The sequence below is a fragment of the Acuticoccus sediminis genome (genome assembly GCF_003258595.1).
GTDB classification, from domain to species: domain Bacteria; phylum Pseudomonadota; class Alphaproteobacteria; order Rhizobiales; family Amorphaceae; genus Acuticoccus; species Acuticoccus sediminis.
The window spans coordinates 1729965-1755681 of record NZ_QHHQ01000001.1 but is presented as its reverse complement, the minus strand read 5'-3'; the positions used below and the strand labels follow the sequence as shown (position 1 = coordinate 1755681).

Below are 25717 nucleotides of genomic sequence, written 5' to 3'. Positions count from 1 at the left end.
ATAGGGTTCCGGCGTCTTCACTCCGGACACGCGGCAGTCTCGGCGCTGCCGCGCGGGCGCCGGACCGCGAGGATGCCGGCGGCGACGATGGTGGCGATGCCGAGGAAGGTCACCGCGTCCGGGACGTCGCCGAAGAAGAGGATGCCCCAGAGGACGGCGTAGGCCACGTAGGAGAAGTCGAAGGTGCCGAGGACGGACGCCGGCCCGGTCTGGTAGGCGAAGGCCGTCCCGACGCTGGAGCCGATCATCACCGCCGCGAGGATCGCGATGGCGCCCCACTCGCGCGGTCCCATGACCGTCCAGGGCGCGAGCATGAAGTTGTCGGCGGCTGTGACCCCGGCGAGGTTGAGCGCGGTCGCGGCGAGCCCCGCGACGACGAACGTCGCGTTGAGGTTGACCGCCAGGGCCACCGGCGCCGCGTGTCGAAGGCGTGTCCGGGTGATGATCATCGCCGCTGCGTACAGCATCGCCGACAGGAGCGGCACCAGCGTCCACGGGTCGATCGCCGCCGCCCCCGGCCGCAGCACAACGAGGACGCCCGCGAACCCCATCGCGACCGCGATCCAGCCGCGCGCGCCGATCCGCTCCAGCCCCAGCGCGGCGGAGAACAGGGTGATGAAGAGCGGCAGCGTGTAGTAGGCGGCCGCGGCGACGGCGAGCGGCAGGTGCGGCAGCGCCGCATAGTAGGCGACCCACATCACCGTCAGGCACAGGCTGCGCAGGAGCGCGTACGGGTCGAGGGTCAGAACTTGCTGTCCGCGCAGTGCGCCGATCACGAGGAGCACCGGCAGCACCAACACGGAGCGCAGGACGAAGATCTGCGCCATCGCGAACGAGGCCGCGACCGACTTGATGATCGCGTCGCCCAGCGAGAGCGCGAGGCAGACCACCAGGATCGTCGCCACCGCGAGGGCGACGTTGTCGCTGCCGTCCGTGCGGGTCACTGGCCGGTCACCGGGCGTCGGCCCGCCACCGCGCCGGGCCCGAGTCGCCGTCCGGGCACGGCGCCGAGCCGGGCAAGGGGCCGGGGCGCAAGGACGCTCGGCGACATCAGGCCCCGGCAGATGGCTGTCGAGGGCCATGCGGCGGCGCCGTCGTCGAGCGCTCGCGTCGAGCGGAACGGCCCCATCGCATGGCTCCTCGCGTTCGGGCGCGGCGTTCCGGTCAGTGCCGGAAGTGGCGCATCCCGGTCATGACCATGGCGATGCCGGCGGCGTCGGCGGCGGCGATGACCTCGTCGTCACGGCGCGACCCGCCCGGCTGGATGACCGCCGTGGCGCCGGCGGCGACGATCGTCTCCAGCCCGTCCGCGAACGGGAAGAAGGCGTCGGACGCGGCAACGGAGCCCTTGGTGCGGGTCTCGGCCTCGCCCGCTTCCTTCGCAGCGTCGGCGGCCTTCCATGCGGCGATGCGGGCCGAGTCGACGCGGCTCATCTGCCCGGCGCCGACGCCCACCGTGCGGCGGTCCCTGGCGTAGACGATGGCGTTCGACTTGACGTGCTTCACCGCGCGCCAGGCGAAGGCGAGGTCCGCCCACTCCGCCTCGGTCGGCGCGCGGCGGGTAGCGACGGTCATCGCCTCGCGGGCGACACGGCCGTCGTCCGCCGACTGCACCAGCAGGCCGCCACCGACCGAGCGCACCATGGTGCCCGACAGGCTCGGCAGCCCGTCCACCAGCAGGAGGCGCACGTTCGGCTTCGTGGCGAGGACGGCGAGCGCCTCGTCCGTCGCGCCGGGGGCGATCACCACCTCGGTGAAGATCGCGGCGATCTTCTCGGCCGTCGCCTTGTCGAGCGGGCGGGAGAGCGCGACGACACCGCCGAACGCCGACACCGGGTCGCACAGGCGAGCCTGCTCGTAGGCTTCGGCGAGGTCGCCGGCGATCGCGATGCCGCACGGGTTGGCGTGCTTGACGACGACGGCGGCGACATCGTCCCCGAAGTCGGCCACGGCGGCGAGCGCCGCGTCACCGTCGGCGACGTTGTTGTAGGAGAGCGCCTTGCCCTGGACGATCCTCGCCGACGCGATGCCGCCGCCGCCCGCCGCGCGGTAGAAGCCGGCGGACTGGTGCGGGTTCTCGCCGTAGCGCATCTCGGCGACGCGCTTGCCGCCGAACGCGGCCCAGACGCGGTGGTCGACCGACACCTCGTCCGCCGCGGTCGTCTCGGCCATCCACGCCGCGATGGTGGAATCGTAGGCGGCCAGGCGTGCGAAGGCCTTCGCGGCGAGGCGGCGGCGCAGCGCCAGCGTCGTTCCGCCGGCTTCGAGCGCCTCGGCGACGGTGTCGTAGTCGTCCGGGTCCACCACGAGGGCGACGTGGGCGAAGTTCTTCGCCGCGCCGCGGGTCATCGAGGGGCCGCCGACGTCGATCGTCTCGACCAGCTCGGCGGGGGACTTGCCCGCCTCGATGGCGTTCTCGAACGGATAGAGGTTCGAGACGACGAGACCGATGGGGCCGATACCGTGCTCCTCGAGCGCTGCGACGTGCTCGGGCTTGGAGAGGTCGGCGAGGAGGCCGCCGTGGACGCCCGGGTGGAGCGTCTTCACGCGCCCGTCCAGCATTTCGGGGAACCTGGTGATGTCGGCGACGTCGACGACGGGAAGTCCCGCCTCCTTGAGCGCGCGGCTGGTGCCGCCGGTGGAGACCAGCTCCACACCGAGTTTGACCAAACGCTCGGCGAACGGGACGAGGCCGGTTTTGTCCCAAACGGAAAGGAGGGCCCGGCGCACCGGAGTGGCAGTCATTTGTGTTTCCTAAATCGGTGAGGCCTGGCGAGACGGCGAAAAGCCCGGTCCCGGACTACTCTGTGTCGTCGCCGAGAGGCAGCGCATGCCGGGCGATGTGCCAGCGGACGGTATCGTCGGTCAACGTATTACCCGCAATCACGAGCTGTGATGTGCGTCGCACGCGATGCTGGTCTGCGAGCACGATGCTCTCCTCGACGGCGATATCGGGGCCCTCGTCCACCGCGAAGAGCCAAAGGGAGCGGTCGGGAAGCACCAGAAGAGCCTTCCGCCGCCCCTTCTCGATCCGCAGCTTGATGTCGGGTCCGATGTGGAAGCGGATGGCGAATGCGCGCCCGTCGAGCCGGTCCTGACCGATCAGCTGGTCCTCGCCGATCATCGCCAGCCCGTCCTCGCCGAGCGTGATGCGGCGCTCGTGGACGAGGCCGTAGGCGGCGAGGTAGCCGTCGTGGGAGGCCTTCACCGTCAGGGCGGAGCGGCGGACGTCGACGCCGGTGGGACCCGCGTAGAGCACCGGGCCGAACCAGCGGCGCAGCGGCCAGCGCGTCAGAAGCTTGGCGGACGAGGTGTCGTCGACGACGAGGGTCGACTGGGCCGCGGTCGCACGGCCGACGGCGTCCCACTCCTCCCGCGCCGTGCCGAGCGCGCCGCAGCTCACCAGCAGGCGGTGCGACCCGTGCGAGAGCTCGACCGCGAGCGCCGAGGCGTGCGCCTTGTCCGCGAACGGCGGCTGCGGCGCGACTCCGGTGTCGAGGAGCAGCACCGTGCCGCCGGCGGCGAGGCGCTGAAAGCCGCTGTAGCGCGCGTTGTCGCTCGGCTGGCCGCGCACGTCGTCGTAGGCGAAGGCGCTTTCGAGGGCGGAGGCCGGCAGCGGCCGGGCGCCGTGGAAGGTGGAGAGCGCCCCGTCGCTGTGGACGAAGAAGCGCAGCATCGGGAGCATCCGGTCGATGGCGTCGCGAAGGACCTCCGGGATCGCCTGCTGGCGCCGCAACAGCGCCTCGCGAACCGGGATCAGGTAGGACAGCGCCTCCACCAGCGTCTGGGGCGAGCGGGAGACGTGGCCGCCGTCGGGCAGGATGTCCGTCGCCACGACGTCGCCGAGGGTGCCGAGCGCCCAGCGGGCGAGGCGCTGCTCGTTGGCGATGGACGAGCCCGCCACGACCAGCGCGGCGGCGACCTTCAGCCGGGCCATTCCCCGCGGCTGGACCGGCAGGATGCGCTCCAGGCGGCGCATGTGGCGGCCGAGCGCGCGCATGTAGCGCTGCCGGAAGGCCGGGTCCGCGCCGTTGAGGAGCAGCGGCGACTGGACGAGCCAGTTGACGAGCCGCTCGGCGGTGACGTCCGGCCGGTGGGCGATCTCGCTGACGGAGGCGTGGGCGAACCATTCGTCGACCAGCGCGCGGGCGTTGGTGGACGACAGCTCGGTGGCGTTGGCCTCGAGGTGGTGCAGCCAGCCGAAGCCGTGCAGCGCCTCGGCCCAGGCGTCCGTCGGCGGCTCGATGGAGAAGGGCGAGCGGCCCGCGGTGTCGACCGTCTCGCCCGCCAGCGCGAAGACGCCGGCGTAGATATCGCCGGCGACGTTGGCGTCGGCCTCGCCCAGGGTCTCGGGGGCAAAGAGGACGCGGTGCGGCACGTTGGCGACGTGGCGCCGCCAGAGCGAGGCGCGCAACGTCGCGATCGACCGGTCGACCAGCCGTCGTGCGCCGTAACCCATGAGCGATGCGAGCGTGGTCTGAGACATAACGACGGATCTCAATAACGCTCGCTCGAGTGTGGACCAGGGGGACGGGGCGAGAATCGTCGCCGCGCGCGAACGTGCACGCGAGCTGTCGAGGAGTACCGTGATGCGCCCGCAGCCTGCAAGCCGCGAGCCACATCGGTCCCAAGCCCATTGGCGCATCCAGCGCGCGATCCGGCGCCGGCCACGCGCTCCGCCGCTTCGGGAGCGACCCCGCCCGGGCGGGGCGGACCTTACGCCGTGCGCTGGAAGCGGGCGGCGAAGAAGCCGTCGAGGCCGCGCTCGCCGCCGATGGACATGGACGGCAGTGTCCGCATCACCCCTTCCGCCGTGACGAAGGGGCTCGCGGCGCCCTCGGGGATCGGCGCGAGGGCCAGCGACGGGAGCGCGCTCCTCGCGAACTCCACCTGCCGCTCGCCCTCGTCCGGCTCGATCGAGCAGGTCGCATAGACGAGAATGCCGCCCGGGGCGACGCACTCCGCGGCGCGGCGCAGAAGGTTCTTCTGCAGGTGCGCGAGGAGGCCGATGTCCTTTTCCGACTTGGAGAACGCGACGTCGGGCTGGCGGCGCAGCGTCCCGGTCGCAGAGCACGGCGCATCGAGGAGGACGGCGTCGAAGCTGCCCTCGGCGTCCATCGCGTCGGCGACGACCACCTCGACGCGGTCCGAAAGGCGCGTCCGGGCGAGGTTCTCGCGGAGCCGCTCGGCGCGGTCGGGGTCGATCTCCATCGCGGTGACGGTGGCGCCGGCGGCGGCGAGCTGCATCGTCTTGCCGCCCGGCGCCGCGCACATGTCGAGGACGCGCTTGCCGGCGACGTCGCCGACGACGAGCGCCGGAAGCTGGGCGGCGGCGTCCTGCACCCACCAGCCCCCCTCGCCGTAGCCGTCGATGGCGGTCACGTCAGAGGCCGGGAGCCGTGCCCCGCCCGTCGGCAGCGCGACGGAGCCCTCGGGGCGCGGAACGTCCGGTCCGGCGAAGGCAAGGTCGAGGGTCGGCTCCTCGCGGTGGATGGCGGCGAGGGCCGCGGCGGCATCCGCCCCCCAGGACGCGACCCAGCGCGACCAGAGCCAGGCCGGCGTGTTCGCCTCCAGCGGCAGGGTCGCGAGCAGGCTGTCCCGCTCGCGCACCATCCGGCGCAGCACCGCGTTGGCGAGCCCGGCGAACCCGGCCCCGCCGGGCTTGGACTTCAGGAGCGCCACGGCCGTGTTGACCGCCGCATGGTCGGCCTGTCGCATGAAGAGGAGCTGCGCGGCGGACATGCGCAGCACCGCGCGCACCTCGTTCGCCTTGCGCGGCAGCTTCTTCGTCATGAGTTGGGAGAGGCACCAGTCGATGTCGCCGCGGCGCCGGACCGTGACGCGGGCGATGGCGCGGGCGAGGGCAGCGTCACGGGGCTCCAGGCGCCCCGCCGCAGGCGCGACCTCCTCCAGGGCGTAGGCGAGCGGCGTGTGCGCCTCGCACACGGCGTCGACGATGGTGGTGGCGATGGCACGGGGATCCGTGCCGGTCGTCTTCGGCGGGCGGGCGCGATTCCGCCGATGCGCATTCTGCTGGGCCATTCCGCTATAGCCCCGAGCCGTGCCCCCCGCGTCAAGCCCGCGGCGAGGAACTCGTCGCCGCCGTCACCGGCCGCGCGCCGGAGGCCGACCTCGCGCGCCCCCACGCCCCGGGCGCGGAAGGCTGCCCGCGCGGTCTTCGACATCGCCGAAGCCGGCCGATAACCCGCCCGTTGTCGACAGGCGGGGACGCGACGTCAGCCCCAGGGGCCGGAACCGCGGCGGCCGCCGCCGTTCCACTTGCCGCCACCGCCGCCCGAGCGGCGACCACCGCCGCCCCACGGGCCGCGCGAGGGCGTGCGGGCCGGGATCGGATCGAGCCGCGCCGGGCCGGAGCCGATTTCCGCCGCGAAGTCCTGGAGCGCGGCGATGCGGTTGGCCGTGTTCGGGTGGGTGGAGAAGAGGTTGTCCATCCGCGCACCCGACAGCGGGTTGATGATGAACATGTGCGCAGTCGCCGGCGCGGCCTCCGCCTCCTCGTTGGGGATGCGGCGGCCGGACTCGAGGCGCTGCAGCGCCGAGGCGAGCCAGATCGGGTTGCCGCAGATCTCCGCGCCACGGCGGTCGGCGGAATATTCGCGTGTACGGCTGATCGCCATCTGCACCAGCATCGCCGCGATGGGGGCGACGATCATGGTGACGATCACGCCGATGGTGCCCGCCGGGCTGTCGCGCCGGCCGAACAGGAAGGCGAAGTTCGCGAGCATGGAGATGGCACCGGCGAGCGTCGCGGTGATCGTCATCGTCAGCGTGTCGCGGTTCTGGATGTGGGCGAGCTCGTGGGCCATGACGCCGGCAACCTCCTCGCGGCTCATCATGTTGAGGAGCCCGCGGGTGGCGGCGACGGCGGCGTTGTCGGGGTTCCGGCCCGTCGCGAAGGCGTTGGGCTGGTCCTCCTCGAGGATGTAGACCCGCGGCATCGGCAGGCCCGCCCGCGCGGCAAGGTCGCGCACGAGGCCGTAATATTCCGGCGCCGAGCGCTCGTCGACCTCGCGTGCGTTGTGCATGCGCAGGACGAGCTTGTCGGAATTCCAGTAGGCGAAGAGGTTGGTGGCGACCGCGATGCCGAACGCGATCACCATGCCGCTGGGACCGCCGATCAGGTAACCGACGCCCATGAAGATCGCCGTCATCGCGGCAAGAAGAAGCGCCGTGCGGAACATGTTCATGCTGTTGGATCGCCCCCCTTTGATAGCGAACGAACCGGATATCAGTCCGCCAGGTTCCCGATTCAACGCTTGAACCGGTGCGGGGTCGAGCGGTGCCGCGCTAAGTCGCAGAATTGGCTCGTCCCCCGCGCGCTGTCCGGCCGGCGCGGGGGCGGACGGTCAGGTCCCGGCGGGGGTGTCGACCGGCGGCTCCCAGACGAGGACGACGAAGCTCGGCCGGTCGGCGATGCGGCCGATGGGGCCGAGGTGGACCGTCTTCGTCGGCTTGGCGCCGACGCCCTGGTAGACGCGCATCGCCGGGGCGGCCGTGACCGAGGCCTCGGTGCGCCAGCGCGACTTGCCGCGCCGCACCACCTCGGAGCCGAGCCAGTGCAGCAGCGCCGTGCCGATGCCGCGGCCGCGCGCGGCGGGGTCGACCTTGAAGCCTTCGAGGTAGAGCTCGTCCCGGTGGCCGCGGTGCAGTGTCGCCTCGGCGAGCATGTAGCGGAACGTGCCGGAGACCGGGCCGAAGTGTTCGCGGAAGCGTTTAGCCTCCGGCCAGACGCTGCCCTCCCCGTCCATGCGGTAGGAGATGCAGCCCGCGATCTCGCCGTTGACGATCGCCGCGCAGAGCCGGTCCTGGCGCATGCGGTTGCCGACCACCTTGCGGCGCACCTCCTCGGAGCCGACGATGTGCTTCATCGTCGCGCGCTGGGCGACGGAATAGGCGGCGACCTCCTCCGCGATGGCGTCGGGGATCGGCGCGACCAGCATCCAGTCATCCCCCTGCTTGACGATACATTCGGCAGGGATCGTGGACATGTCGATGGTCATGGGTGATGGCGGTCCGTGGTTGGCCTCAGCGCGATGAGCGACGCTCGCTAGCACACGTCGGGTACCCATTGCACCCACGCCGGCGCAACGGGCCTCCCCGCCCCTTCTATCATTCTTTGGGGTGGCGCGATTGCCGGTCGATGGCGAGAAGGTGGATCTTGTCCAAGGAAAAGTCGGACTGGCGCCAGACGTCCTCGAGATGGCTGAGCCGGTCGCCGAGGCCCGGACCCGGCTCGCCGCCCTGCTCCAGAAGGTCCGAACCGTTCACCGGCAGGCGCGGCCGCTTCCACTGCCGCGCGAGCGAGACGAGGTGCGGCAGGTCGATGATGTCCGCCCCGCGCGCGGCGGCGACGAGCAGGCCGTCGACGAATGCTTCCGCGCCGTGGTCGTACAGGAGGGCGTTGATCTGCGGCACCGAGTGGGGCGGCATGAAGCGCGCCGCCTCCATCGCGCAGAGCGCCCGCGCCCGGTCGCGGCGGGAGAAGCGCAGCGCCGAGGCCGCCGCGTCGAAGCGCTCGCGGTCGAGGCCGAGGAGCGCGGCGATCGCGAGCGGCGGCGTCGGCTCGCGCCCGACCCGCCGCTCCAGCGACGTCAGCGCGGTGAAGGCCGGGATGTCGTACGGCCCCGGCATCGCGTGGTCGATGAAGCCTTCCGCGCCGATGATCTCCAGCACGTCGGCGGCCCGCGGCGCCGCGACGATCTTCATCATCTCGTGGCAGATGCGCTCGGCGGCGAGGTTCGGGATACGGTCCTTGTGCCGCCGGGAGGCCTCGAGCCCCTCCCGGTCCAGCGCGCCGTTGCCGTAGGACGCGTTGAAGCGGAAGAAGCGCAGGATGCGCAGGTGGTCCTCGATGATCCGCTGGTCCGCGTCGCCGATGAAGCGCACCCGCCGGGCGAGGCAGTCGGCATAGCCGCCGACGGTGTCGAGCCCGCCGCCGAAGCGGTCGAGGTAGAGGGCGTTCATGGTGAAGTCGCGCCGCTCGGCATCCTTCGCCCAGTCGCGGGTGAAGCGCACGGTCGCCCGCCGGCCGTCGGTGGAGACGTCCTCGCGCAGGGTGGTGACCTCGAAGGCCATCTTCTGGCTCACGAGGGTGAGCGTGCCGTGCTCGATACCGGTCTCGTGGACGCGGATGCCGGCGGCCGACGCCGCCCGTGCGACGTCCTGCGGCTCGGCTTCGGTGGCGAGGTCGATGTCGCTGATCGGCTCTCCCATCAGCGAGTTCCGCACCGCGCCGCCGACGACCCTGATGGGGGCGACGGGTTCGATCGCATCGAAGATCGACGCGAGGGCCGGCGAGGACAGCCAGAAGGCGTTGAGCTGGAAGCTCTGACCGGGAAGGCTTCGTTCCGTCATGCCGGTGCCGTCTGCAACAGGTCGCCTCGCACGCCCGGCCGTCCCTCTGGGTTGCTTCAGTTATCCGTTACGTCAGTTGTCGGTCTCATAGTGCCCCGGGATTAATTTCCCGTCGACATATCGTGCAGGAATGTAACGCCCTTCCGTGTTCACGCCGTGGACGGCGAAGTAGGCGAAGCTGGCGATGACGAGCAGTCCGCCGATGACGATCAGCGTGAACATCGCCTTGCTGAGGTCGGAGACCGCCGCGCCCGTGGCACCGCGGGTTGCGACCCGGTAGGCGAAATAGAAGATGAACGGCAGGGCGAAGAGGATGAGTTGGGTGACGATGATGCGGATCATGGACCGTACAGACGTTCGCTCACGACTTTGAAGATGCCGGCGGTCACGCCCCAGACGGACTTGTCGCCGACCATGGTCTCGTAGAAGCGGCGGCGGCGCCCTTCCAGCTCGTAGCTGCGCTCGTGACGGTAGGCCGCGTCCATGACGCGCGACCAGGGGGCGAGGAAGACCTCGGACACCTCGCCGGGATGGGGGCGCAGGGTGACCCGCTCGCGCACCAGCGCCAGCACCGGGACCACCATGTAGTTGGTGCGGGTCAGGTACGCCTCGAAGATGCCGAGCGGCTCGACCGCACCGGGCGGCAGTTCCACCTCCTCCTCCGCCTCGCGCAGGGCGGCCATGGTGGGTGTCTCGCCCTTCTCGATCTTGCCGCCGGGGAGGGCCACCTGTCCGGCGTGGGCGGAGAGGTGCGAGGCGCGCTCGGTGAGAATCACGCCCAGCTCGCCGGCCGCGTTGGCGGCGAGCGCGATCAGCACGGCCGCCTCGCGCGGCGGGGGCGGCGTCTCGTCGCCGTGCCAGTCGGGGTTCAGGACGTGGTCGCCGGAGATCGGCGCGTCGGGCGACAGGCGTGCCCACGGATCGTGCAGCAGCCGCGCCCGCTCGACGAGGCGCGCGACGGCGGGATCGGCCGGATCGTGCGGTTCGACGACGAGCGGCGCACCGGGCGCGGCGTCCTCGGCCGCCTCCTCGACGACGTCGGCGATGGCGTCGCCGTCGTCGACGTCGGCGATCCGTTCGCCGTCATGGGAACGCTCGTTCATTCTACCTCTGCTCATCCGGCGTCTTACGGCCTGCCATCATAGTGCCGATCCTGTCACGCGCGGTCACCTGCGGATCGCTCCTCGAGCGGGAAGGCGACGCCGTCGCTCCACACTTCGAGGCGGCCGTCCGCGCCCTCGGCGGCGAGCTCGGCGAGCTCGAGCGCGGCCGGGCGGGTGAAGCGGGCATCGAGCTCGCCGCGCACCCTTACATAAGGGATGAAGCCCTCGTTTTGAGGATCGAGCCGCACGGAAAGGGGATGCTCGGACCCGACGGTGACGACGTCGCCCATGTTGGTGCGCACGGTCATCGTGGTGGCCTCTCCCTCACCGTCGACGACGAGCTCGACGGCCTGGAAGGGCGCGTCCTCGACCTCGATGCCGACCTTCTCGACCGGGGTGACGAGGACGAATTCCCCGTCCGGCTCGCGGCGCAGGATTGAGGCGAAGAGCCGCACGAGGCGTTCCCGCAGAATTGGCGTACCATTGTAAAACCAGGTCCCATCCGCCGCGATGCGCATGGGAATCGTGCCGCAATGAGTGGGATTCCACTTGTGCACAGGGGCCGAGCCGCCTCCCAGCTCCGAAGCGCGGGCGATCAAGGCGGCGAGCGGGCTGTTCGGGCGATCGTTTAGTGCACTGTCCTGACGTGCACTGTGTTGATGTGCGGGGACGTCTTGATCGAGTGTGCTGTTCACCAACCGAACCTCCCGTTGCAAGCTCGCCTCGGATGGGCGAGCGTATCTCCGATCTAAGGTACGCCGCCTTGGCTGCCATACCATGGACAAATGGTTAGGCGACTGCGGCCCACGAGTTGCATTTACTGGCTGCGTCGGGTCGCCGACCCCAACGGCGCACGAAGGGTGAAGCGTTATGAGCATGGACAACGTCCTCGAACGCGAGGATGACTTCGACGAAGTGAAGGCCATCGAGGCGGCCGTTCAACGCCTCGGCGCAGCCAAAACCGAGATCGAGCGGATCATCTTCGGCCAGGGTGACGTGGTCGAACGGTCGTTGATCGCAGTGCTTTGCGGGGGTCACGCCCTGCTCGTGGGTGTCCCGGGGCTTGCCAAGACGCGGCTGGTCGCGACCCTCGGCACGGTCCTCGGCCTCACCGAGAACCGCATCCAGTTCACGCCGGACCTGATGCCCTCCGACATCCTCGGCGCGGAGGTGCTGGAGCAGTCGACGACCGGCGAGCGTGCCTTCCGTTTCATCAAGGGTCCGGTGTTTGCCCAACTTCTGATGGCAGACGAGATCAACCGCGCGTCACCCCGCACGCAGTCGGCGCTGCTGCAGGCGATGCAGGAGGGCTTCGTCACCGTCGCCGGCGAGGCGCACGACCTGCCCACGCCGTTCCATGTCCTCGCGACGCAGAACCCGCTGGAGCAGGAGGGTACCTACCCCCTGCCCGAGGCGCAGCTCGACCGCTTCATCATGCAGGTCGACGTCGTCTATCCGGACCGCGAGGCCGAGCGCCGGATCCTGCTCGAGACCACGCTCATGTCGGACGTGCAGCCCTCGCCGGTGCTGAGCCGCGAGGAGCTGGTGGGCATCCAGAGGCTGGTGCGCCGCATGCCGGTGGGCGAGAGCGTCGTCGACGCGATCCTGGACCTCGTCCGCTCGGCCCGCCCGCACGAGAACCCGGACGTCGACGGCGTCATCGCCTGGGGTCCCGGGCCGCGCGCCTCGCAGTCGCTGATGCTGGCCTGCCGCGCGCGGGCGCTGCTGCAGGGCCGCCTCGCCCCCTCCAAGGACGACGTGGCCGCCCTCGCCGAGCCCGTCCTGCAACACCGCATGGCCCTGACCTACACCGCCCGCGCCGACGGCAAGACGGTGAAAGGCGTGATCGCCGAGCTCAGCGGGAAGATCTGATGTTCGAGCGCTTCCGCGCCGACACACACCACGAGGGGCCGAACGAAGCGGAGACCATGGTCGCCGCGAAGGTGGCCGCCGCCAATCTGCCGGACCTCCTCGTCGAGGCCAAGCGGATCGCCGGCACCGTGTCGGCCGGCTGGCACGGCCGGCGCCGCGCCGGCTCGGGCGAGACCTTCTGGCAGTTCCGCCCGTTCGACTTCGGCGAGCCCGCCCGGCGGATCGACTGGCGCCGCTCCGCCCGGGACGACATCCTGCTGGTGCGCGAGCGCGAGTGGGAGGCGGCGCATACGGTCCTCCTGTGGGTGGACCGCACCGCCTCGATGCGCGCCCGCTCGCGGCTCGCCGTCGCCTCGAAGGAGGAGCGCGGCGTGGTGCTCCTCCTCGCGCTGGCCGACCTCCTCGCCCGCGGCGGCGAGCGGATCGGCCTCATCGACGGGCCGCCGCCGACCTCGCGGCGCAACGCCGCGGACCGCATCGCCGAGGCGATGTCGGAGCTCGGCGACGGCTCGACGTCCCCGCCGCGCACCGCAAACCTGCGCCGCCACTGCGACGTGGTGCTGATCAGCGACTTCCTCGACCCGCTCGAGGTGTGGGAGGACACGTTCGGCGCACTCGCCGCGAGCGCCGCGCGCACGCACCTCGTCCAGGTCCTAGACCCGGTGGAGGAGCGCTTCCCGTTTGGCGGGCGCAACCGCTTCGTCGACCCGGAGTCGGGCGTCGCCTTCCTCGTCGGCAAGGCCGAGGCGTGGCGCACCGGCTACGTCGACGCGCTGGCCGCGCAGAAGGAGGCACTCGCCGTCGCCGCGCGCCGGCTGGGCACCTCGCTGATCGTCCACCACACGGATCGCCCGGCCGCCCCGGCGCTGCTGGCGATCAGCAACGGCCTGACCGGGCATCTGGACAGGGCGGCCGGATGACGGCGACCGCGCCGGGGGGCGCGACGCACCTCGCGCAGCTCGACGTCGCGGTCTCGCGCCATCCTCTCGACGACCCCCGTATCGAGGACTTCGTCGGAGCCCTCGACCGGGGCGCCGCCATCGCCGAACGCTCCGAGGGCCGCGTGCGGCGCCTCATCGGCGCGGTCGACGACGCAACGGGCCTCGCACTCGCCGAGGCGCCGGGCGCGCTCCTGGACATGTCGGTCCGGGAGCCGGCCGCGCATCTTGAGCATTTCGTATGGAATGAGGTGCACCATCGCGTGCACCGGCGGCGAGACGAGTTGTTCCAGACCCCCGCAGCGGCCCATCTCGCGATGTGGCACATTCCGGCGGGGCACCGACCGACGCTCGGCGAAGGCCGGGCGCGGCTCCAGCATCCAAGGCGACATGGGGCCACAACCCATGCGTTCGGCTGGGAGGGAGTGCCACAACTGTCGCGGTGGCGAGAACGCCGCTGCGGGTGACCGCCGCAATGCCCGGCGAGGCTTGCGTGAGTATTTTCCATCCGACCCCTCGCGGGTGCGGATGACAGGAGACGAACGATGACCGCTTTGGGATTCGGCGCGCCGCTGGTGTTGTGGGCGCTCCTCCTCCTGCCGGTCCTGTGGTGGCTGATGCGCTCGACGCCGCCCAGACCGCGCGACATCACGTTTGCGCCGACGCGCCTTCTGATGACCCTCGCCAAGCGCGAGGAGACGCCGTCCCGCACGCCGTGGTGGCTGATGGCCCTGCGCCTGACGCTCGCGGCCCTCGTCATCATCGCCCTCGCCCAGCCGGTGCTGCGGCCGGAAGCCGCACCCGCGGCCGGCGACGGCCCGGCCCTCATCCTGGTCGACAACACCTTCGGCTCCGCCGCCGACTGGACCGAGCGCACCGACGTCGCCGGGCGCCTGATCGACGAGGCGGAGGCGGCCAACCGCGCCATCATCCTCGCCGGCACCGCCGACGCCGCGGCGCCGCTCAACCGGCGCAGCCCCGGCGAGGCCCGCGACCTCCTCCGCTCGCTGGAGCCGCAGCCCTGGCACGCCGCCCGCGCCGCCTTCGCCCGCCGCCTCACCGAGGTCGAGGCCGGCAGCGCCGCGTGGCTCTCCGACGGCCTCGGCTCGGCAGACGACGGCGACTTCTGGGCGGCGCTCGACGGCGCGACCGACGGTCCCGTCCGCCTCTTCCTGCCCCAGTCCGGCGAGGTCATCGGCATCACCGACGTCGCCCCGAGCGCCGACGGCATGCGCGTCACGCTGACCGCCGACGCCGACCCGGGCTCCCTGCCCCGCACCATCCGCGCGGTCGACTCCAAGGGATTCGTGCTGGCGGAAGGGACGGCCTCGTTCAGCCCCGGCCAGACGAGCGCCGTCGCCGACCTCGCCCTGCCGACCGAATTGCGCAACGACGCCATGCGCGTCACCGTCGCGGGCGAGCGCAACGCAGCGGCCGTCCGCCTCCTCGACGAGCGCTTCCGCCGCCGCACCGTGGGCCTCATCGCCGGCACGTCGCTGGAGCAGGAGCAGCCGCTGCTCTCACCGCTCCACTACCTCCGCGCCGCGCTCGGCCCGTCGGCGGACCTGCGCGAGCCGACCGCCCGCGACCTCCCGACCGCGATCAGCGAGCTGATCGACGCCGGCACCTCCGTCATCGTCCTCGCCGACGTCGGAACGCTGCTGCCCGGCACGCAGGACGCCCTCGCCGGCTGGATCAACGCCGGCGGCGTGCTGCTGCGCTTCGCCGGGCCGCGCACGTCGGACGGGACGGACGACCTCTTCCCGGTGCCGCTGCGCTCGGGCGCCCGGACCCTCGGCGGCACGCTCTCCTGGAGCGACCCGCAGCCGCTGACCGACTTCTCCGGCAACGGGCCCTTCCGCGGCCTTGCCGTTCCGAACGACGTCACGGTGACGCGCCAGCTCCTCGCCGAGCCGTCCATCGCGCTCACCGAGCGGACCTGGGCGACGCTTGCCGACGGAACGCCCTTCGTCACCGGACGCAATGTCGGCGCAGGCTGGATCGTGTTCTTTCACGTGACGGCCGACACGAGTTGGTCCACGCTGCCGCTCTCGGGCACCTTCGTCGAGATGCTGCGGTCCGTGGTGGAGCTGTCGACCGCCGGCCCCGAGTCCGCCAGCGAGGATGGGCCGACATTGCCGCCCTACCGCGTGCTGGACGGGTCGGGACGCCTCATCGCGCCGGGGCCCAACGTGCAGCCGGTGTCGGGCGAGGTGACGCCGGGGCCGCGCACGCCGCCGGGCCTATATGGCGCGGATGGTGCATTCAGGGCCGTGAACCTTCTGGAAGAAGGTCAGACTCTCGCGTCACTTAACCCGGATGCGTTCGCCGGTGCGACCGTTTCGCGTTATACCACCGAGGGTCCGACAGAGTTGAAAGGTCCGCTCATGACGTTGGCCGCCGCTCTCTTCGTGCTGGACGCACTCGCGATCCTGCTTCTCATGGGAAGCTTCCGGCGTCGCATCGTCGCCTCGATCGCGGTCGCGATGCTCGCCCTCGTGGCAGCGCCGAGAGCGGACGCGCAGACGCCGGGCGAGGTCAACGTCGACTTCGCGATGCGCGCCTCGCTGCAGACCCGGCTCGCCTACGTCTCGACCGGCAACGCGGACGTCGACCGCATCTCGGAGGCCGGGCTCGTCGGCCTCAGCCAGGCCCTCACCGCGCGCACCGCGGTGGAGCCCGCCGAGCCGATGGCGGTCAACATCGAGACCGACGAGCTCGCCTTCTTCCCGCTGATCTACTGGCCGGTGACGCCCGGGTCCGCGCGCCCGTCGGACGCGGCGATCGCCCGCGTCGACGCCTACATGAAGAACGGCGGCACCATCCTCTTCGACACGCGCGACCAGTCCGGCTCGTTCTCGGGGCAGAGCGCGTCGCCCTCCACCATGGCGCTGCGCCGCATCCTCGACGGGCTCGACATCCCGCCGCTGGAGCCGGTCCCGGAGGACCACGTCCTCACCAAGACCTTCTACCTGCTCGACGGCTTCCCCGGCCGCTGGACCGGCTCGCCCCTGTGGGTGGAGGCAAGCACCGTCAGCCCGAGTCAGGACCACCCCGCGCGGGCAGGTGACGGCGTGTCGCCGATCATCATCACGGCCAACGACCTGGCCGGAGCCTGGGCGGTGAACGCCCAGGGCGGTTTCCTTCTGCCGACCTCGCCGGCCGACCCCTATCAGCGTGAGATGGCCTACCGGGCCGGCGTGAACATCGCGATCTACACGATGACGGGCAACTACAAGGCCGATCAAGTCCACATCCCGGCGCTCCTCGAGCGGCTGGGTCAGTAGACGACGAGTCTGATGACAGATTTCGAGTTCGCGTTCAGTCCTTACGTCCCGATCTGGGTCGTCGCCGTCTTCGCCGTCTTGGCGCTGACGCTGGCCGGCATCGGCCTTGCCCGACGGGTGCGCGGGTCCGGCCTGCGCATCGCCGCCGCGATCCTCTTCGCGCTCGCCCTCCTCAACCCCGCGCTTCAGCGGGAGGTGCGCGAGCCGCTGTCCGGGGTCGTCGCCGTCGTCGTCGACCACTCGCAGAGCCAGCGCACCGCCGGCCGCGTGGCCACCACCGACGCCGTCGCGGCCGACCTCGTCGCCCGCCTCGAGGCGACACCCCAGCTCGAGGTGCGCACCCTCACCGTCGACCGACCGCAGGCCGACCGTGACGGCACCATCCTCTTCGAGCCGCTCGCCGACCTCCTCGGCGACGTGCCGCCGGACCGCATCGCCGGCGCCATCCTGGTGACCGACGGGCAGGTCCACGACGTGCCCAAGACCGCGCCCTTCCAGGCCCCCGTCCACGCCCTCATCGTCGGCGACGAGAACGAGCGTGACCGGCGGGTGGAGATCGTCGCGGCGCCGCGCTTCGGCCTCGTCGGCTCGAAGCAGACCATCGTCGTCAAGGTGGAGGACCCCGTCGCCCAGGGCGAGACGGTCGAGCTCACCGTCCGCGCCGACGATCAGCTCACCGAGACGCGCATCGCCCGGATCGGCGAGCCGATCGAGCTCACGGTCGACATCGGCCACGGCGGCGACAACTTCTACGAGTTCGAGGTCGCCAACGTCGAGGACGAGCTGACCACCGTGAACAACGCCGCGGTGGCGATCGTCGAGGGCGTGCGGGAGAACCTGCGCGTGCTCCTCGTCTCGGGCGAGCCGCACGCGGGCGAGCGGACGTGGCGCAACCTCCTGAAGTCCGACGCCTCGGTCGACCTCGTGCACTTCACCATCCTGCGCCCGCCGGAGAAGCAGGACGGCACGCCGATCAACGAGCTGTCGCTGATCGCCTTCCCGACGCGCGAGCTGTTCAGCCAGAAGATCGACGAGTTCGACCTCATCGTCTTCGACCGCTACCACCGCCGCAACGTGCTGCCGGCTCTCTACTTCGACAACATCGCCCAGTACGTCCTCAACGGCGGGGCGGTGCTGGTCGCTGCCGGCCCGGACTATGCGGGACCGCGCTCGATCTACCACACGCCGCTGGCCGCGACCCTCCCGGTCGCCCCGTCCGGCAGCATCCTGGAGAAGCCGTTCCGCCCGACCGTCTCCGACCTCGGCCATCGCCACCCGGTGACGCGCGAGCTTCCCGGCGGCAACGAGGATCCGCCCGCCTGGAGCGAGTGGTTCCGCCAGGTCGAGGCTGTCCCCACCGCCGGCGAGACGGTGATGACCGGCGCCGACGGAAACCCGCTGCTGGTCCTGTCGCGCGAGGGCGAAGGGCGCGTCGCGACCATGCTGTCGGATCACATCTGGCTGTGGGCGCGCGGGTTCGACGGCGGCGGGCCGCACGTGCCCCTGCTGCGGCGCCTGTCGCACTGGCTGATGAAGGAGCCCGAGCTCGAGGAGGAGGCGCTGCGCGTCGTCACCGGCAGCGGCACCCTCGTCGTCGAGCGCCAGACCCTCGCCGACACGGCCGCCCCGGTCACCCTGACGACGCCCTCGGGCGAGACGCAGGAACTGACGCTGGAGGAGGCCGAGCCCGGCCTCTGGCGCGCCACGGTGGAGGCGCCGGACATGGGTCTCTACCGCGCCACCGACGGCCGCCTGACGGCGCTCGGCCACGTCGGTCCGGCGAACCCGGTCGAGGCGCGCGACCTCACCTCCACCACCGACGTGCTGGAACCGGTCGCCGAGGCGACGCGCGGCTCCGTGCGCCGCGTCGCGGACGGAGGCGACGCGCCACGCATCCTGATGCGCCCCGACGGCCGCTCGACCTCCGGCTCGGACTGGATCGGCCTGAAGCGCTCCGAAGCGAGCGAGCTGACCGGCGTGGAGCGCGTGCCGCTGTTCGCCGGCCTCCTCGGCCTCGCGCTCCTCCTCGCCGGCCTCTCCTCCACCTGGTGGCGCGAGGGCCGCTGACCGCGCACCGGCGCCGGCCGTTCCCGGCCGGCGTCCCGACGATCCGGGTCGCGATCCACCCTCTCGGGCAGCCTCCCCCCGCGGAGCCCCTGCCCTCCCATCGCTCCCGCCCCGCCCTAGTTGGGCGGGACAGGCAGTCGACGGAGGCCCAGGTGACCTACAAGCCGGACGGATACACGAGCGTCGCGCCGTACCTCATCGTGCGGAGCGCCGAGGCAACCCTCTCCTTCCTGGAGGCGACGCTCGGGGCGGAGCGGCTCAGGATCATCCCCCGCGACGGCGGCGGCGTGATGCACGCCGAGGCGCGCATCGACGACACGGTCGTGATGATGGGCGAGATGCCGGAGGGCCAGCCCGCGAACGTCCACGTCTACGTGCCTGACGTCGACGCAACATTCGCCCGCGCCCTCGCCGCGGGCGGCACCGCCGTCCAGGCGCCGGCCGAAAAGGGGGACGGCGACCGGCGCGGCGGTGTGAACGACCCGAACGGCATCACGTGGTGGTTCAGCACGCAGCTCGACTGAGCGGGCGAACCGGCCCGCCCGACGGCCGCAGGCGCAGGACGCCGGCCGCGCTGCGGGACGGCACAGCGCCTGAAGGCGGGCATCGGCGGTCGCGCGTCTGCCGTATCCGGCGAGCCGCCCCGCCGGTGCTCCGCCACAGCCCTGTCGACCGGAGACGGAACCCCAGCCAGAATGCCGCAGGATCGTATCGTCCCGGTCGGTACGTCCTGCGCTCGTCGCTCGTCGGTCGATCACGGCCGATAGATGCAGCGGACGGTGCCCCCCTCGCCCGGCGCCCACACAATCCCGGGCGGGAGCCTGATCGTCGGAGCCGCCGTCGCGCCCCCCTGAGGGCGGCGGGCGGGGTCCGGGGCAAGGGGCCGTAGGCCGGCGAAGCCGCTTGCCCTTGCGCCGGACCCCGGCCGCTGCCAGGGGGAAAGCGCGATGGCGGCTTCGACGGTCAGGCGGGGGGCTGATCGTTGGTGGGACCCGAGCCCGCCGGAGGCTTCTGAGCTCCCGGTATGTTCCCGGCATGGCGCCAGCGTCCGGCAATGCGGTTCGACCGCCGACGAGGAACTGGCCCCGCCAAGGTGTACCTCTCGCAGCGGGACGTTCTCCAGTCGTCGATCCAGCGGGCAGCGTCGGCAAGTTCGCCCCTGCCGCGGCATCCGGCTCAGGCCCGCCCCGCAGGGAATTGGACCTCGCGCCGGGCTAGACGCCGATGAGGACGGAAAGGCCGGCCGGGAAGGTCGTGTCCTTGCGGTCGCGGCCGGCGAGGCGGAGGAGGAGGCTCTGGTTCTGCGTGCCTACGGCGAGGCCGAACGGGGTCGACGCCAGCGCCGGGTAGGCGACGTCCGCCGGGTTCCCGTTGCCGTCCTCCAGCACGATCTCCCACGTCTCGCCGTCGACGCTGCGCCAGAGCTGGGCGCCGCCGACGACCTCCCCTGCCCCGTTCTCGATGGCCTGGAAGGCCTCCCACTGGTGGGTGCCGAGGTAGAGCGCCCCCTCGTGGACGCAGAGCGACACGATCGCGGCGTTGAAGAAGTCGTCGAAGCCGGGCCCCGTCATCGACGCGGGCACCTTGAGGCCCTGCGGCGAGAAGCGCGGCTCCCCCACGACGAGGTCCCACCGGCCGTCGGGCCAGACGCGGATCAGCTCGCACGCCGCCGGGCCGATGTCGTGGACCGGGTCGGTGCCCGGACCGTTGAGGCCGCCGCCGACGTAGAGGGCGCCGTCGAACTCCGCCATCGCCGTGACCACGAGGTTGCGCTGGAATCGCGAAGCCCCCTCATCGATCACCCTGGTCCAGGTGAACGGCGCCTCGCCCGTGGCCTCGGTCGTCCAGACCTGGAAGCCGAGGGCCGGATTGTGAGTGCCCGCATAGAGCCGCCCGTTGGCCGCGCAGAGCGTGTTGACGGAGAGGTTCAGCGGGTCGCCGAAGCCCGGCTCGGCCGCCTTGCGCCAGACGCCGCCGGCGGGATCGTCCGTCACGTAGACGTCCGCCGCCGGGGCGACGAAGCGGTCGAGGTACTCGTCCGTCACCGTGCCCGCCGGGACCGCATAGAGGCGGCCCTTGTAGGCGGTCAGGGTGCGGAAGGAGAAGATCTCCGGACTGCCGAACCCCGGCTCGCCCACCGGCTCGAACGTCGCACCGTCGGTGGAGCGCAGGATGAGCGCGCCCCCGCGCGACATCGTCGAGACGTAGAGCGCCGGCTCCGGGTCGGACGCACCCTGGAACACCACCATCGAGGCGTAGCCCGTGTCGCGCGGCACTTCGGAACCGAGGCCCGAGCCGGCATTCCGGCCCGGCGCCGACAGTGTCTCGCCGAGTGCCGCCGCAAGCTGCCGGTCCGGCACCGCGGCGCGCGCGCAGGCCGCGACCATCGGCGACCCGTAGACCTCGACCCAGCGCTGCCCGGCCGCGTCGTAGCGCATGATCCGCGGCGCCTGCCTGGCGTTGCGCGCGACCGCCGATCCGGTGGCGAGGTAAAGCTGGCCCTTGAAGACCGCCATGGCGTGGGCGGTGGTCGCGCTCTGGCGGCCCAGCCCGTCCGCTCCAATCACGTCGAAGCTCGGGATTTCGAACAACGCATCCATCAGTGATAACCGAATCGCATCGCGAGTTTGCGCGTCCGCTCCGAAAGAATTCCACCGTCGCCCCACGGAACGGAGGCCTCGAGAGACGGCGAATTGATCCGCGCGAGACGCGCCTGATCGATGGCGGGATTTGAGAGGAAGTTCGGATCGTTTCCACGCAGCGCGCCCTTGGGCCCGGGGCGCGCATAGGGCGACGTCTCGGGCCGCATCATGGCGTCGAAGGCGCTCCGCGAGGTGTCGATGTCGAGCCACTCGCAGATCTGGGTCAGGTAGCAATCGAGGTCGGAGAGCAGCGTCTCGCCCTTGATGCGCATGCATTGGCCGAGCGGCAGGTCGCTCGTCGCCTTCAGGATCACCTCGTGGCAGCGGTTCCACATCCGCTCCGGATCGGCCGCCGGGCCGCGCGCCACGGCCTGGAGCGCGTCGAACCGGTTGCGCAGGGCGATGATCGATTCGCCGTTCGTCGCCGGGTGGCGCGTCAGGTGCAGGATGTTGGCGTCCGGGAAGATCCTGAGCATCCGCGCGATGTAATCGTCGCGCGAGACGATGCTGGGGCTCTTCTCCACCAGGATCCTGGGGCCGACGAGTTCCTGCAGGTGGTCGAACAGCTTTCGGGTGTCCCAGTCGAGGTGCGCGGTGATCCAGGCGCGGGCGCGCATCACCGTGTCGTCGGTCTGCTCGCCGTCATGGAGTTCGGCGAGGGCGCGCAGAAGTCCGTCGCGGAAGATCGGCATGGACATCGGCCCATGCCACAGGCCGCGCACATCGTCGGCAAGGAACAGATTTAGTTCAGGCAGGCCGTAGCACTGCGGATGTTGTCCCACGATACCGCAGACGATAGAGGAAAACGATCGTGGCGGACAGAGGATAAAAAGAGGTTCAGGCATCGCCTACCGTGACCAGGTTTCCGGTGAACGTGTGCAACGCGCCTTCCCTTCCTTTACTCGACCCCGGCGTCCGTCTTGGGTACGCACCTGAATAACTACCCAATCTCATAAGGCGTTACACGCTCGACACGAGCGACACAAAGTCGTGATACGCCGGCCTTGCAGCCTATGCCCATCTGATAGCGGCGTGCATGAATAGCAACGGCAGTTTCAAGGACCACACACAGACCATGAGTCTCACGCAATTCCTATGTGTTCTCCTGATCGTCGTTGTCGGTGGAATGATCGCGCTGGCGCGTCCGACATCGGCGGCGGTCTCGCAAACGGAGACCATTCAATCCAGTGGTCAACGTCGAACCTACTTCCTGCTGCGGCCGGCGAAAGAGGCGTCGCCGTCGACGAGATTTCCTGTCGTCATCTTCCTTCACGGCGGCTACGGCGCGGGCCGGAACATCGCCAACCAGAGCGGCATCGATCCCGAGGTCGCCCGGGGTGGCTTCATCGCGGCCTTCCCCAATTCGTCCGGCAACCACTGGAACGACGGGCGGCCCACCACCGCGGACGCGCCCGACGACGTCCAGTTTATCACCGAAGTCGTCGCCGACATCGTGGCGCGGTTCAAAGGTGATCCCAATCGCGTGTTTGTCGGGGGGATGTCGAACGGCGGGATGATGACCCAGCGGCTCGCCTGCGAGGCGCCGCAGACGTTCAGGGCCTTCGCCTCGGTCGCCGCGAACATGCCGGAGGACCTCGTCTCGCGCTGCCATCCGAGGGCGCCGGTGCCGATGCTCCTGTTCAGCGGCACGGACGACGACCTGATGCCGTTCAACGGCGGCGCGATGCCCACCTCGCGCATCTTCGGCGGATCCGGCGGGCGGGTCCTGTCGGCCAACGACACGTTCGCCTTCTGGGCGAGGCTCGCGGGATGCTCGGGCCAATCGACCGCCGCCTTGCCGAACGGCTCCGACGATGGCACCACGGTCACGAGGGTCAGTGCCAAGGCCTGCGGCGGCAACGTCAAGGTGGAGCTGTACCGGATCGACGGCGGCGGACACCGGTGGCCCGGCAGCGTCAAGCGGCGCGGGCCGATCGCCCGGCGCCTGCTCGGCACGACGACGCAGGACATCAACGCGACCAGCATCATCCTGAACTTCTTCCGCGCCTACGGCCTATGACCTCCGACCCGCGAACGCGACCGATCTTCATCCTGGGGCGGCCGTCCTCCCGGACGGCGCTCGCCAGCGCCATGATCGGCGGCAATCCCGACACCTTCGCCGTGCCGGACATCAACCTCTTCGCCGAGGATCGGCTGGAGCTGGTGTGGAGCGAGATGGCGCGGCTGGGTCAGGCGCATGCGGACGGACTGGTGCGCACGGTGGCCTGCCTCTACGCGGGCGACCAGTCGATCGCCTCGGTGCAGATGGCGCGGCGCTGGGTGCTGCGGCGCTACTTCTGGCCGATCTACAAGGTGTTCGAGGAACTGGCCGACAAGGTGGCGCCGCGCCGGCTCGTCGACCGCAGCCGGGTCTACTCGGTGCGCAAGGGCGCGATCGAGCGGATCCTCGAGTCCTATCCGGACGCACAGTTCGTCCACCTCGTCAGCCATCCGGCGCATGCCGGCACGAACCCGTTCGCCCGCCGTCCCAAGCCGAAGGATGACGCGGCGAAGCTCGCCGCCGACGACTGGCTGGAGACGAACCGCCGCCTCTGCAATTCGCTCGCGAACGTGGACGAGGCGAACCGGGTGCTGGTGCGGCTCGAGGACCTGCTCGGCACGCCGGAGGGCGAGCTTGCCCGGATCAGCCGCGCGTTCGGCCTCCGGTCGGATCCGGCGGCGATCGAGGCGATGATGCACCCCGAGCGCTCGCCGTTCGCGACGGTCGGCCCTGCGGGGGCGCCGTTCGGCGACGACCGGGCCTTCCTGAAGGACCCGGTCCTGCGCACCGCGGACGCACCTCGGCCGGACGTTCCGGTCGACGCCTCGCTTCCCGACGAGATCAGCGAGCTGGCGGCACAGTTCGGCTATCGCACCGAGGCGGCGCTCTACGGTCACTACTGACCGCCGGCAGCCTCATCCCGTCCAGCCGGGCGGGCGCCATCCGGCGTACCGGACGCCGGCGGACAAGGGATGGCGCTGGCTGCCCGCAGCGCCCCACGAGCGGACGCGCCGGGGCACCGTCCCGGCGGTGGCCGCGGCGGTGCCGACGCCAAGGACCACGGCGAAGAGCGCCGCGACGGCCGGGATCTGCAGGCTGAAATCCACCAGCGAATGGACTGCCGCGGCGAGCGTGCAGCCCGCCGCCGCATACATCACCGCCGCGTTGCGCCCTCCAGCGAGCGCGCCCCGGGCGACCCGCGCCGCGAGGAGTGCGATCGCCAGGAGAAGGGCGCAGGCGGCGGGCACGCCGAGTTCGAAGGCGAGCTCCAGGTAGGTGTTGTGGGCCTTGTCCCACTCGGCGGCGCCCGCCCCCATCGGCACGTAGGCGCGGAAGACGTCCTGGTAGGCGCCGAGGCCGTGCCCGAGGATCGGCCTGTCGGCGATGGCGTCCAGCGTGGCGAGGTAGACCGGGGTCCGCAGGTTCTCGGCCGAAGGGTCCGCGAGGAACCGCCCGAGGACGCCCGACGCTCCTACGCAGAGCACGAAGGCCGCGACGAGGGCGGGGAGGACGACGCCCGGCCGCCGGAGGCCGCCCCCGCGACCGCCCCTGCGGGCGAGCGCGACGACAGCCGCCGAGCCGACGAGCGCGGCCAGCGCACCCCCGCGCGACTGCGAGCCGAGGAGCGCCGCCGCGCACACCGCGAAGCCGACGACATGGACCCAGCCGCGACCGACGACCGCGCGCGCGACGTCCCTCATCGCACGCGATCGCCGCGCGCGGTGCCGGAAGCCCGCGAGCGTCAGCGCGAGGTTCATGATCACCCCGAAGGCGGCGTACGTTGCGAAGGAATTGCGGTTCACGAACGTGGCGCTCAGGACCTTCGCGTCGGGCCCGAGGAGGGGGTTGCGGCCGAGCGCAGCGGCAAGGAGGCCGTAGGCGCAGAGGACGCTGACGCCGATCGCCGCGGCGGCCAGCATCGCCCGTGCCCGTCCCCTGTCCCGCCCCGCCTGCAGGGCGATCCAGAACAGGGCGACGTACGTGGTGAGGCGCAGCACGGCGTGGTGCCCGTCGATGGGGTCGGCCGAGATCGCCCCCGGCGCGTCGACCGTCGACCAGACGGGGTGCATCAGGCTCGGCGCCACGATCCCAAGCGTACCGGCGGCTCGCGCGGCGAACCATTGGGCGAGCGCCGAGAGCATCGGCGAGGTCTGCACGAAGCCCCACCCGATCGCCAGCGCGGCGAGAAGCGCGGACGGCCACAGCCTCGCGGCCCGGGCCGAGGGGCGGTGCACGTCGAGCGCGAGGGCGGCGGCGAACAGGGCGTAGGTCGAGAGCGACAGGCCGATCCAGCTCACCGGACGGTTGGCTCCCAGCGGGACCGCCGAGGCCAGCGCCACGGCGAGCGCCGTCCAGCCGATGACACCCATGACACCGTATGACGCGATGCGCGACGCGTGCATGGGGCATCCTCGCCGTCAATTCAACCTTT

The 25717-nt window shown here is 71.3% G+C and carries 21 protein-coding genes; 8 read left to right on the top strand and 13 right to left on the bottom strand.

Translation table 11 applies throughout. The features are described 5' to 3' along the window. Window positions 1-17: 17 nt before the first annotated feature. The 10 genes from DLJ53_RS07680 to DLJ53_RS07635 all read right to left on the bottom strand — a co-directional run bounded on the left by DLJ53_RS07680 (window position 18) and on the right by DLJ53_RS07635 (window position 11173). Entirely contained in the window at window positions 18-944 is a 927-nt protein-coding gene (locus tag DLJ53_RS07680; RefSeq protein ID WP_244935015.1) for a DMT family transporter, read from the bottom strand. 220 nt (window positions 945-1164) lie between these two features. Further along, a complete protein-coding gene (gene purH, locus DLJ53_RS07675) occupies window positions 1165-2745 on the bottom strand; it encodes a bifunctional phosphoribosylaminoimidazolecarboxamide formyltransferase/IMP cyclohydrolase (protein ID WP_111343699.1) in 1581 nt (526 codons plus the stop codon). Window positions 2746-2800: 55 nt separating this feature from the next. Continuing rightward, window positions 2801-4486 carry a heparinase II/III family protein gene (locus DLJ53_RS07670; protein WP_162408990.1) on the bottom strand — a complete coding sequence of 562 codons (1686 nt, stop codon included), beginning with the start codon at window positions 4484-4486 and terminating at the stop codon, window positions 2801-2803. A gap of 230 nt (window positions 4487-4716) precedes the next feature. Then, window positions 4717-6042, bottom strand: a complete 1326-nt coding sequence (locus tag DLJ53_RS07665) for an RsmB/NOP family class I SAM-dependent RNA methyltransferase (protein WP_111343695.1) — start codon at window positions 6040-6042, stop codon at window positions 4717-4719. A gap of 194 nt (window positions 6043-6236) precedes the next feature. Further along, on the bottom strand, window positions 6237-7208 hold the full coding sequence (gene htpX, locus DLJ53_RS07660; RefSeq protein WP_111343693.1) for a zinc metalloprotease HtpX: 972 nt from the start codon (window positions 7206-7208) through the stop codon (window positions 6237-6239). 159 nt (window positions 7209-7367) lie between these two features. Beyond that, entirely contained in the window at window positions 7368-8021 is a 654-nt protein-coding gene (locus tag DLJ53_RS07655) for a GNAT family N-acetyltransferase (protein ID WP_162408988.1), read from the bottom strand. 109 nt (window positions 8022-8130) lie between these two features. Then, window positions 8131-9375 (bottom strand): CCA tRNA nucleotidyltransferase, encoded by a 1245-nt coding sequence (locus tag DLJ53_RS07650; RefSeq protein ID WP_111343689.1) that lies wholly within the window; start codon window positions 9373-9375, stop codon window positions 8131-8133. Window positions 9376-9447: 72 nt separating this feature from the next. Beyond that, entirely contained in the window at window positions 9448-9717 is a 270-nt protein-coding gene (locus DLJ53_RS07645) for a DUF6111 family protein (RefSeq protein WP_111343687.1), read from the bottom strand. Then, a complete protein-coding gene (locus DLJ53_RS07640) occupies window positions 9714-10478 on the bottom strand; it encodes an NUDIX hydrolase (RefSeq protein ID WP_111343685.1) in 765 nt (254 codons plus the stop codon). The genes DLJ53_RS07645 and DLJ53_RS07640 overlap by 4 nt, the downstream gene beginning before the upstream one ends. 53 nt (window positions 10479-10531) lie before the next feature. Then, the gene (locus DLJ53_RS07635) at window positions 10532-11173 is read right to left on the bottom strand and encodes a DUF1285 domain-containing protein (RefSeq protein ID WP_244935014.1); all 642 of its coding nucleotides are present in this window, start codon (window positions 11171-11173) and stop codon (window positions 10532-10534) included. Between the two features lie 175 nt (window positions 11174-11348). Between DLJ53_RS07635 and DLJ53_RS07630 the strand changes: the two genes are divergently transcribed. The 6 genes from DLJ53_RS07630 (at window position 11349) to DLJ53_RS07605 (ending at window position 19166) form a co-directional block, all read left to right on the top strand. Beyond that, window positions 11349-12350 carry an AAA family ATPase gene (locus DLJ53_RS07630; RefSeq protein ID WP_404801132.1) on the top strand — a complete coding sequence of 334 codons (1002 nt, stop codon included), beginning with the start codon at window positions 11349-11351 and terminating at the stop codon, window positions 12348-12350. Then, window positions 12350-13270 (top strand): DUF58 domain-containing protein, encoded by a 921-nt coding sequence (locus DLJ53_RS07625; RefSeq protein WP_111343681.1) that lies wholly within the window; start codon window positions 12350-12352, stop codon window positions 13268-13270. Before DLJ53_RS07630 ends, DLJ53_RS07625 begins: the two co-directional genes overlap by 1 nt. Further along, window positions 13267-13755, top strand: a complete 489-nt coding sequence (locus tag DLJ53_RS07620; protein ID WP_111343679.1) for a DUF3291 domain-containing protein — start codon at window positions 13267-13269, stop codon at window positions 13753-13755. The genes DLJ53_RS07625 and DLJ53_RS07620 overlap by 4 nt, the downstream gene beginning before the upstream one ends. Window positions 13756-13833: 78 nt before the next feature. Next, complete coding sequence (locus tag DLJ53_RS07615) at window positions 13834-16575, top strand: DUF4159 domain-containing protein (protein WP_111343677.1); 2742 nt, start codon at window positions 13834-13836, stop codon at window positions 16573-16575. 12 nt (window positions 16576-16587) lie between these two features. Then, window positions 16588-18642, top strand: a complete 2055-nt coding sequence (locus DLJ53_RS07610) for a hypothetical protein (RefSeq protein ID WP_111343675.1) — start codon at window positions 16588-16590, stop codon at window positions 18640-18642. 152 nt (window positions 18643-18794) lie between these two features. Beyond that, window positions 18795-19166, top strand: a complete 372-nt coding sequence (locus tag DLJ53_RS07605) for a VOC family protein (RefSeq protein WP_111343673.1) — start codon at window positions 18795-18797, stop codon at window positions 19164-19166. Window positions 19167-19856: 690 nt separating this feature from the next. Here the strand turns inward: DLJ53_RS07605 and DLJ53_RS07600 are convergent. Both DLJ53_RS07600 and DLJ53_RS07595 read right to left on the bottom strand, forming a co-directional pair. Further along, on the bottom strand, window positions 19857-21242 hold the full coding sequence (locus tag DLJ53_RS07600; RefSeq protein WP_111343671.1) for a hypothetical protein: 1386 nt from the start codon (window positions 21240-21242) through the stop codon (window positions 19857-19859). Beyond that, window positions 21242-22129, bottom strand: a complete 888-nt coding sequence (locus tag DLJ53_RS07595) for a sulfotransferase family protein (protein WP_111343669.1) — start codon at window positions 22127-22129, stop codon at window positions 21242-21244. The genes DLJ53_RS07600 and DLJ53_RS07595 overlap by 1 nt, the downstream gene beginning before the upstream one ends. Window positions 22130-22359: 230 nt before the next feature. On the opposite strand from DLJ53_RS07595, the gene DLJ53_RS07590 reads away from it, so the two are divergent. Further along, complete coding sequence (locus tag DLJ53_RS07590; RefSeq protein WP_162408986.1) at window positions 22360-23304, top strand: extracellular catalytic domain type 1 short-chain-length polyhydroxyalkanoate depolymerase; 945 nt, start codon at window positions 22360-22362, stop codon at window positions 23302-23304. Beyond that, the gene (locus DLJ53_RS07585) at window positions 23301-24188 is read left to right on the top strand and encodes a sulfotransferase (RefSeq protein WP_162408984.1); all 888 of its coding nucleotides are present in this window, start codon (window positions 23301-23303) and stop codon (window positions 24186-24188) included. The genes DLJ53_RS07590 and DLJ53_RS07585 overlap by 4 nt, the downstream gene beginning before the upstream one ends. Before the next feature lie 12 nt (window positions 24189-24200). Here DLJ53_RS07585 and DLJ53_RS07580 read toward each other — a convergent pair whose 3' ends face one another. Next, window positions 24201-25688, bottom strand: coding sequence for an O-antigen ligase family protein (locus tag DLJ53_RS07580; RefSeq protein WP_111343663.1), 1488 nt, complete (start codon window positions 25686-25688; stop codon window positions 24201-24203). Window positions 25689-25717 lie beyond the last annotated feature (29 nt).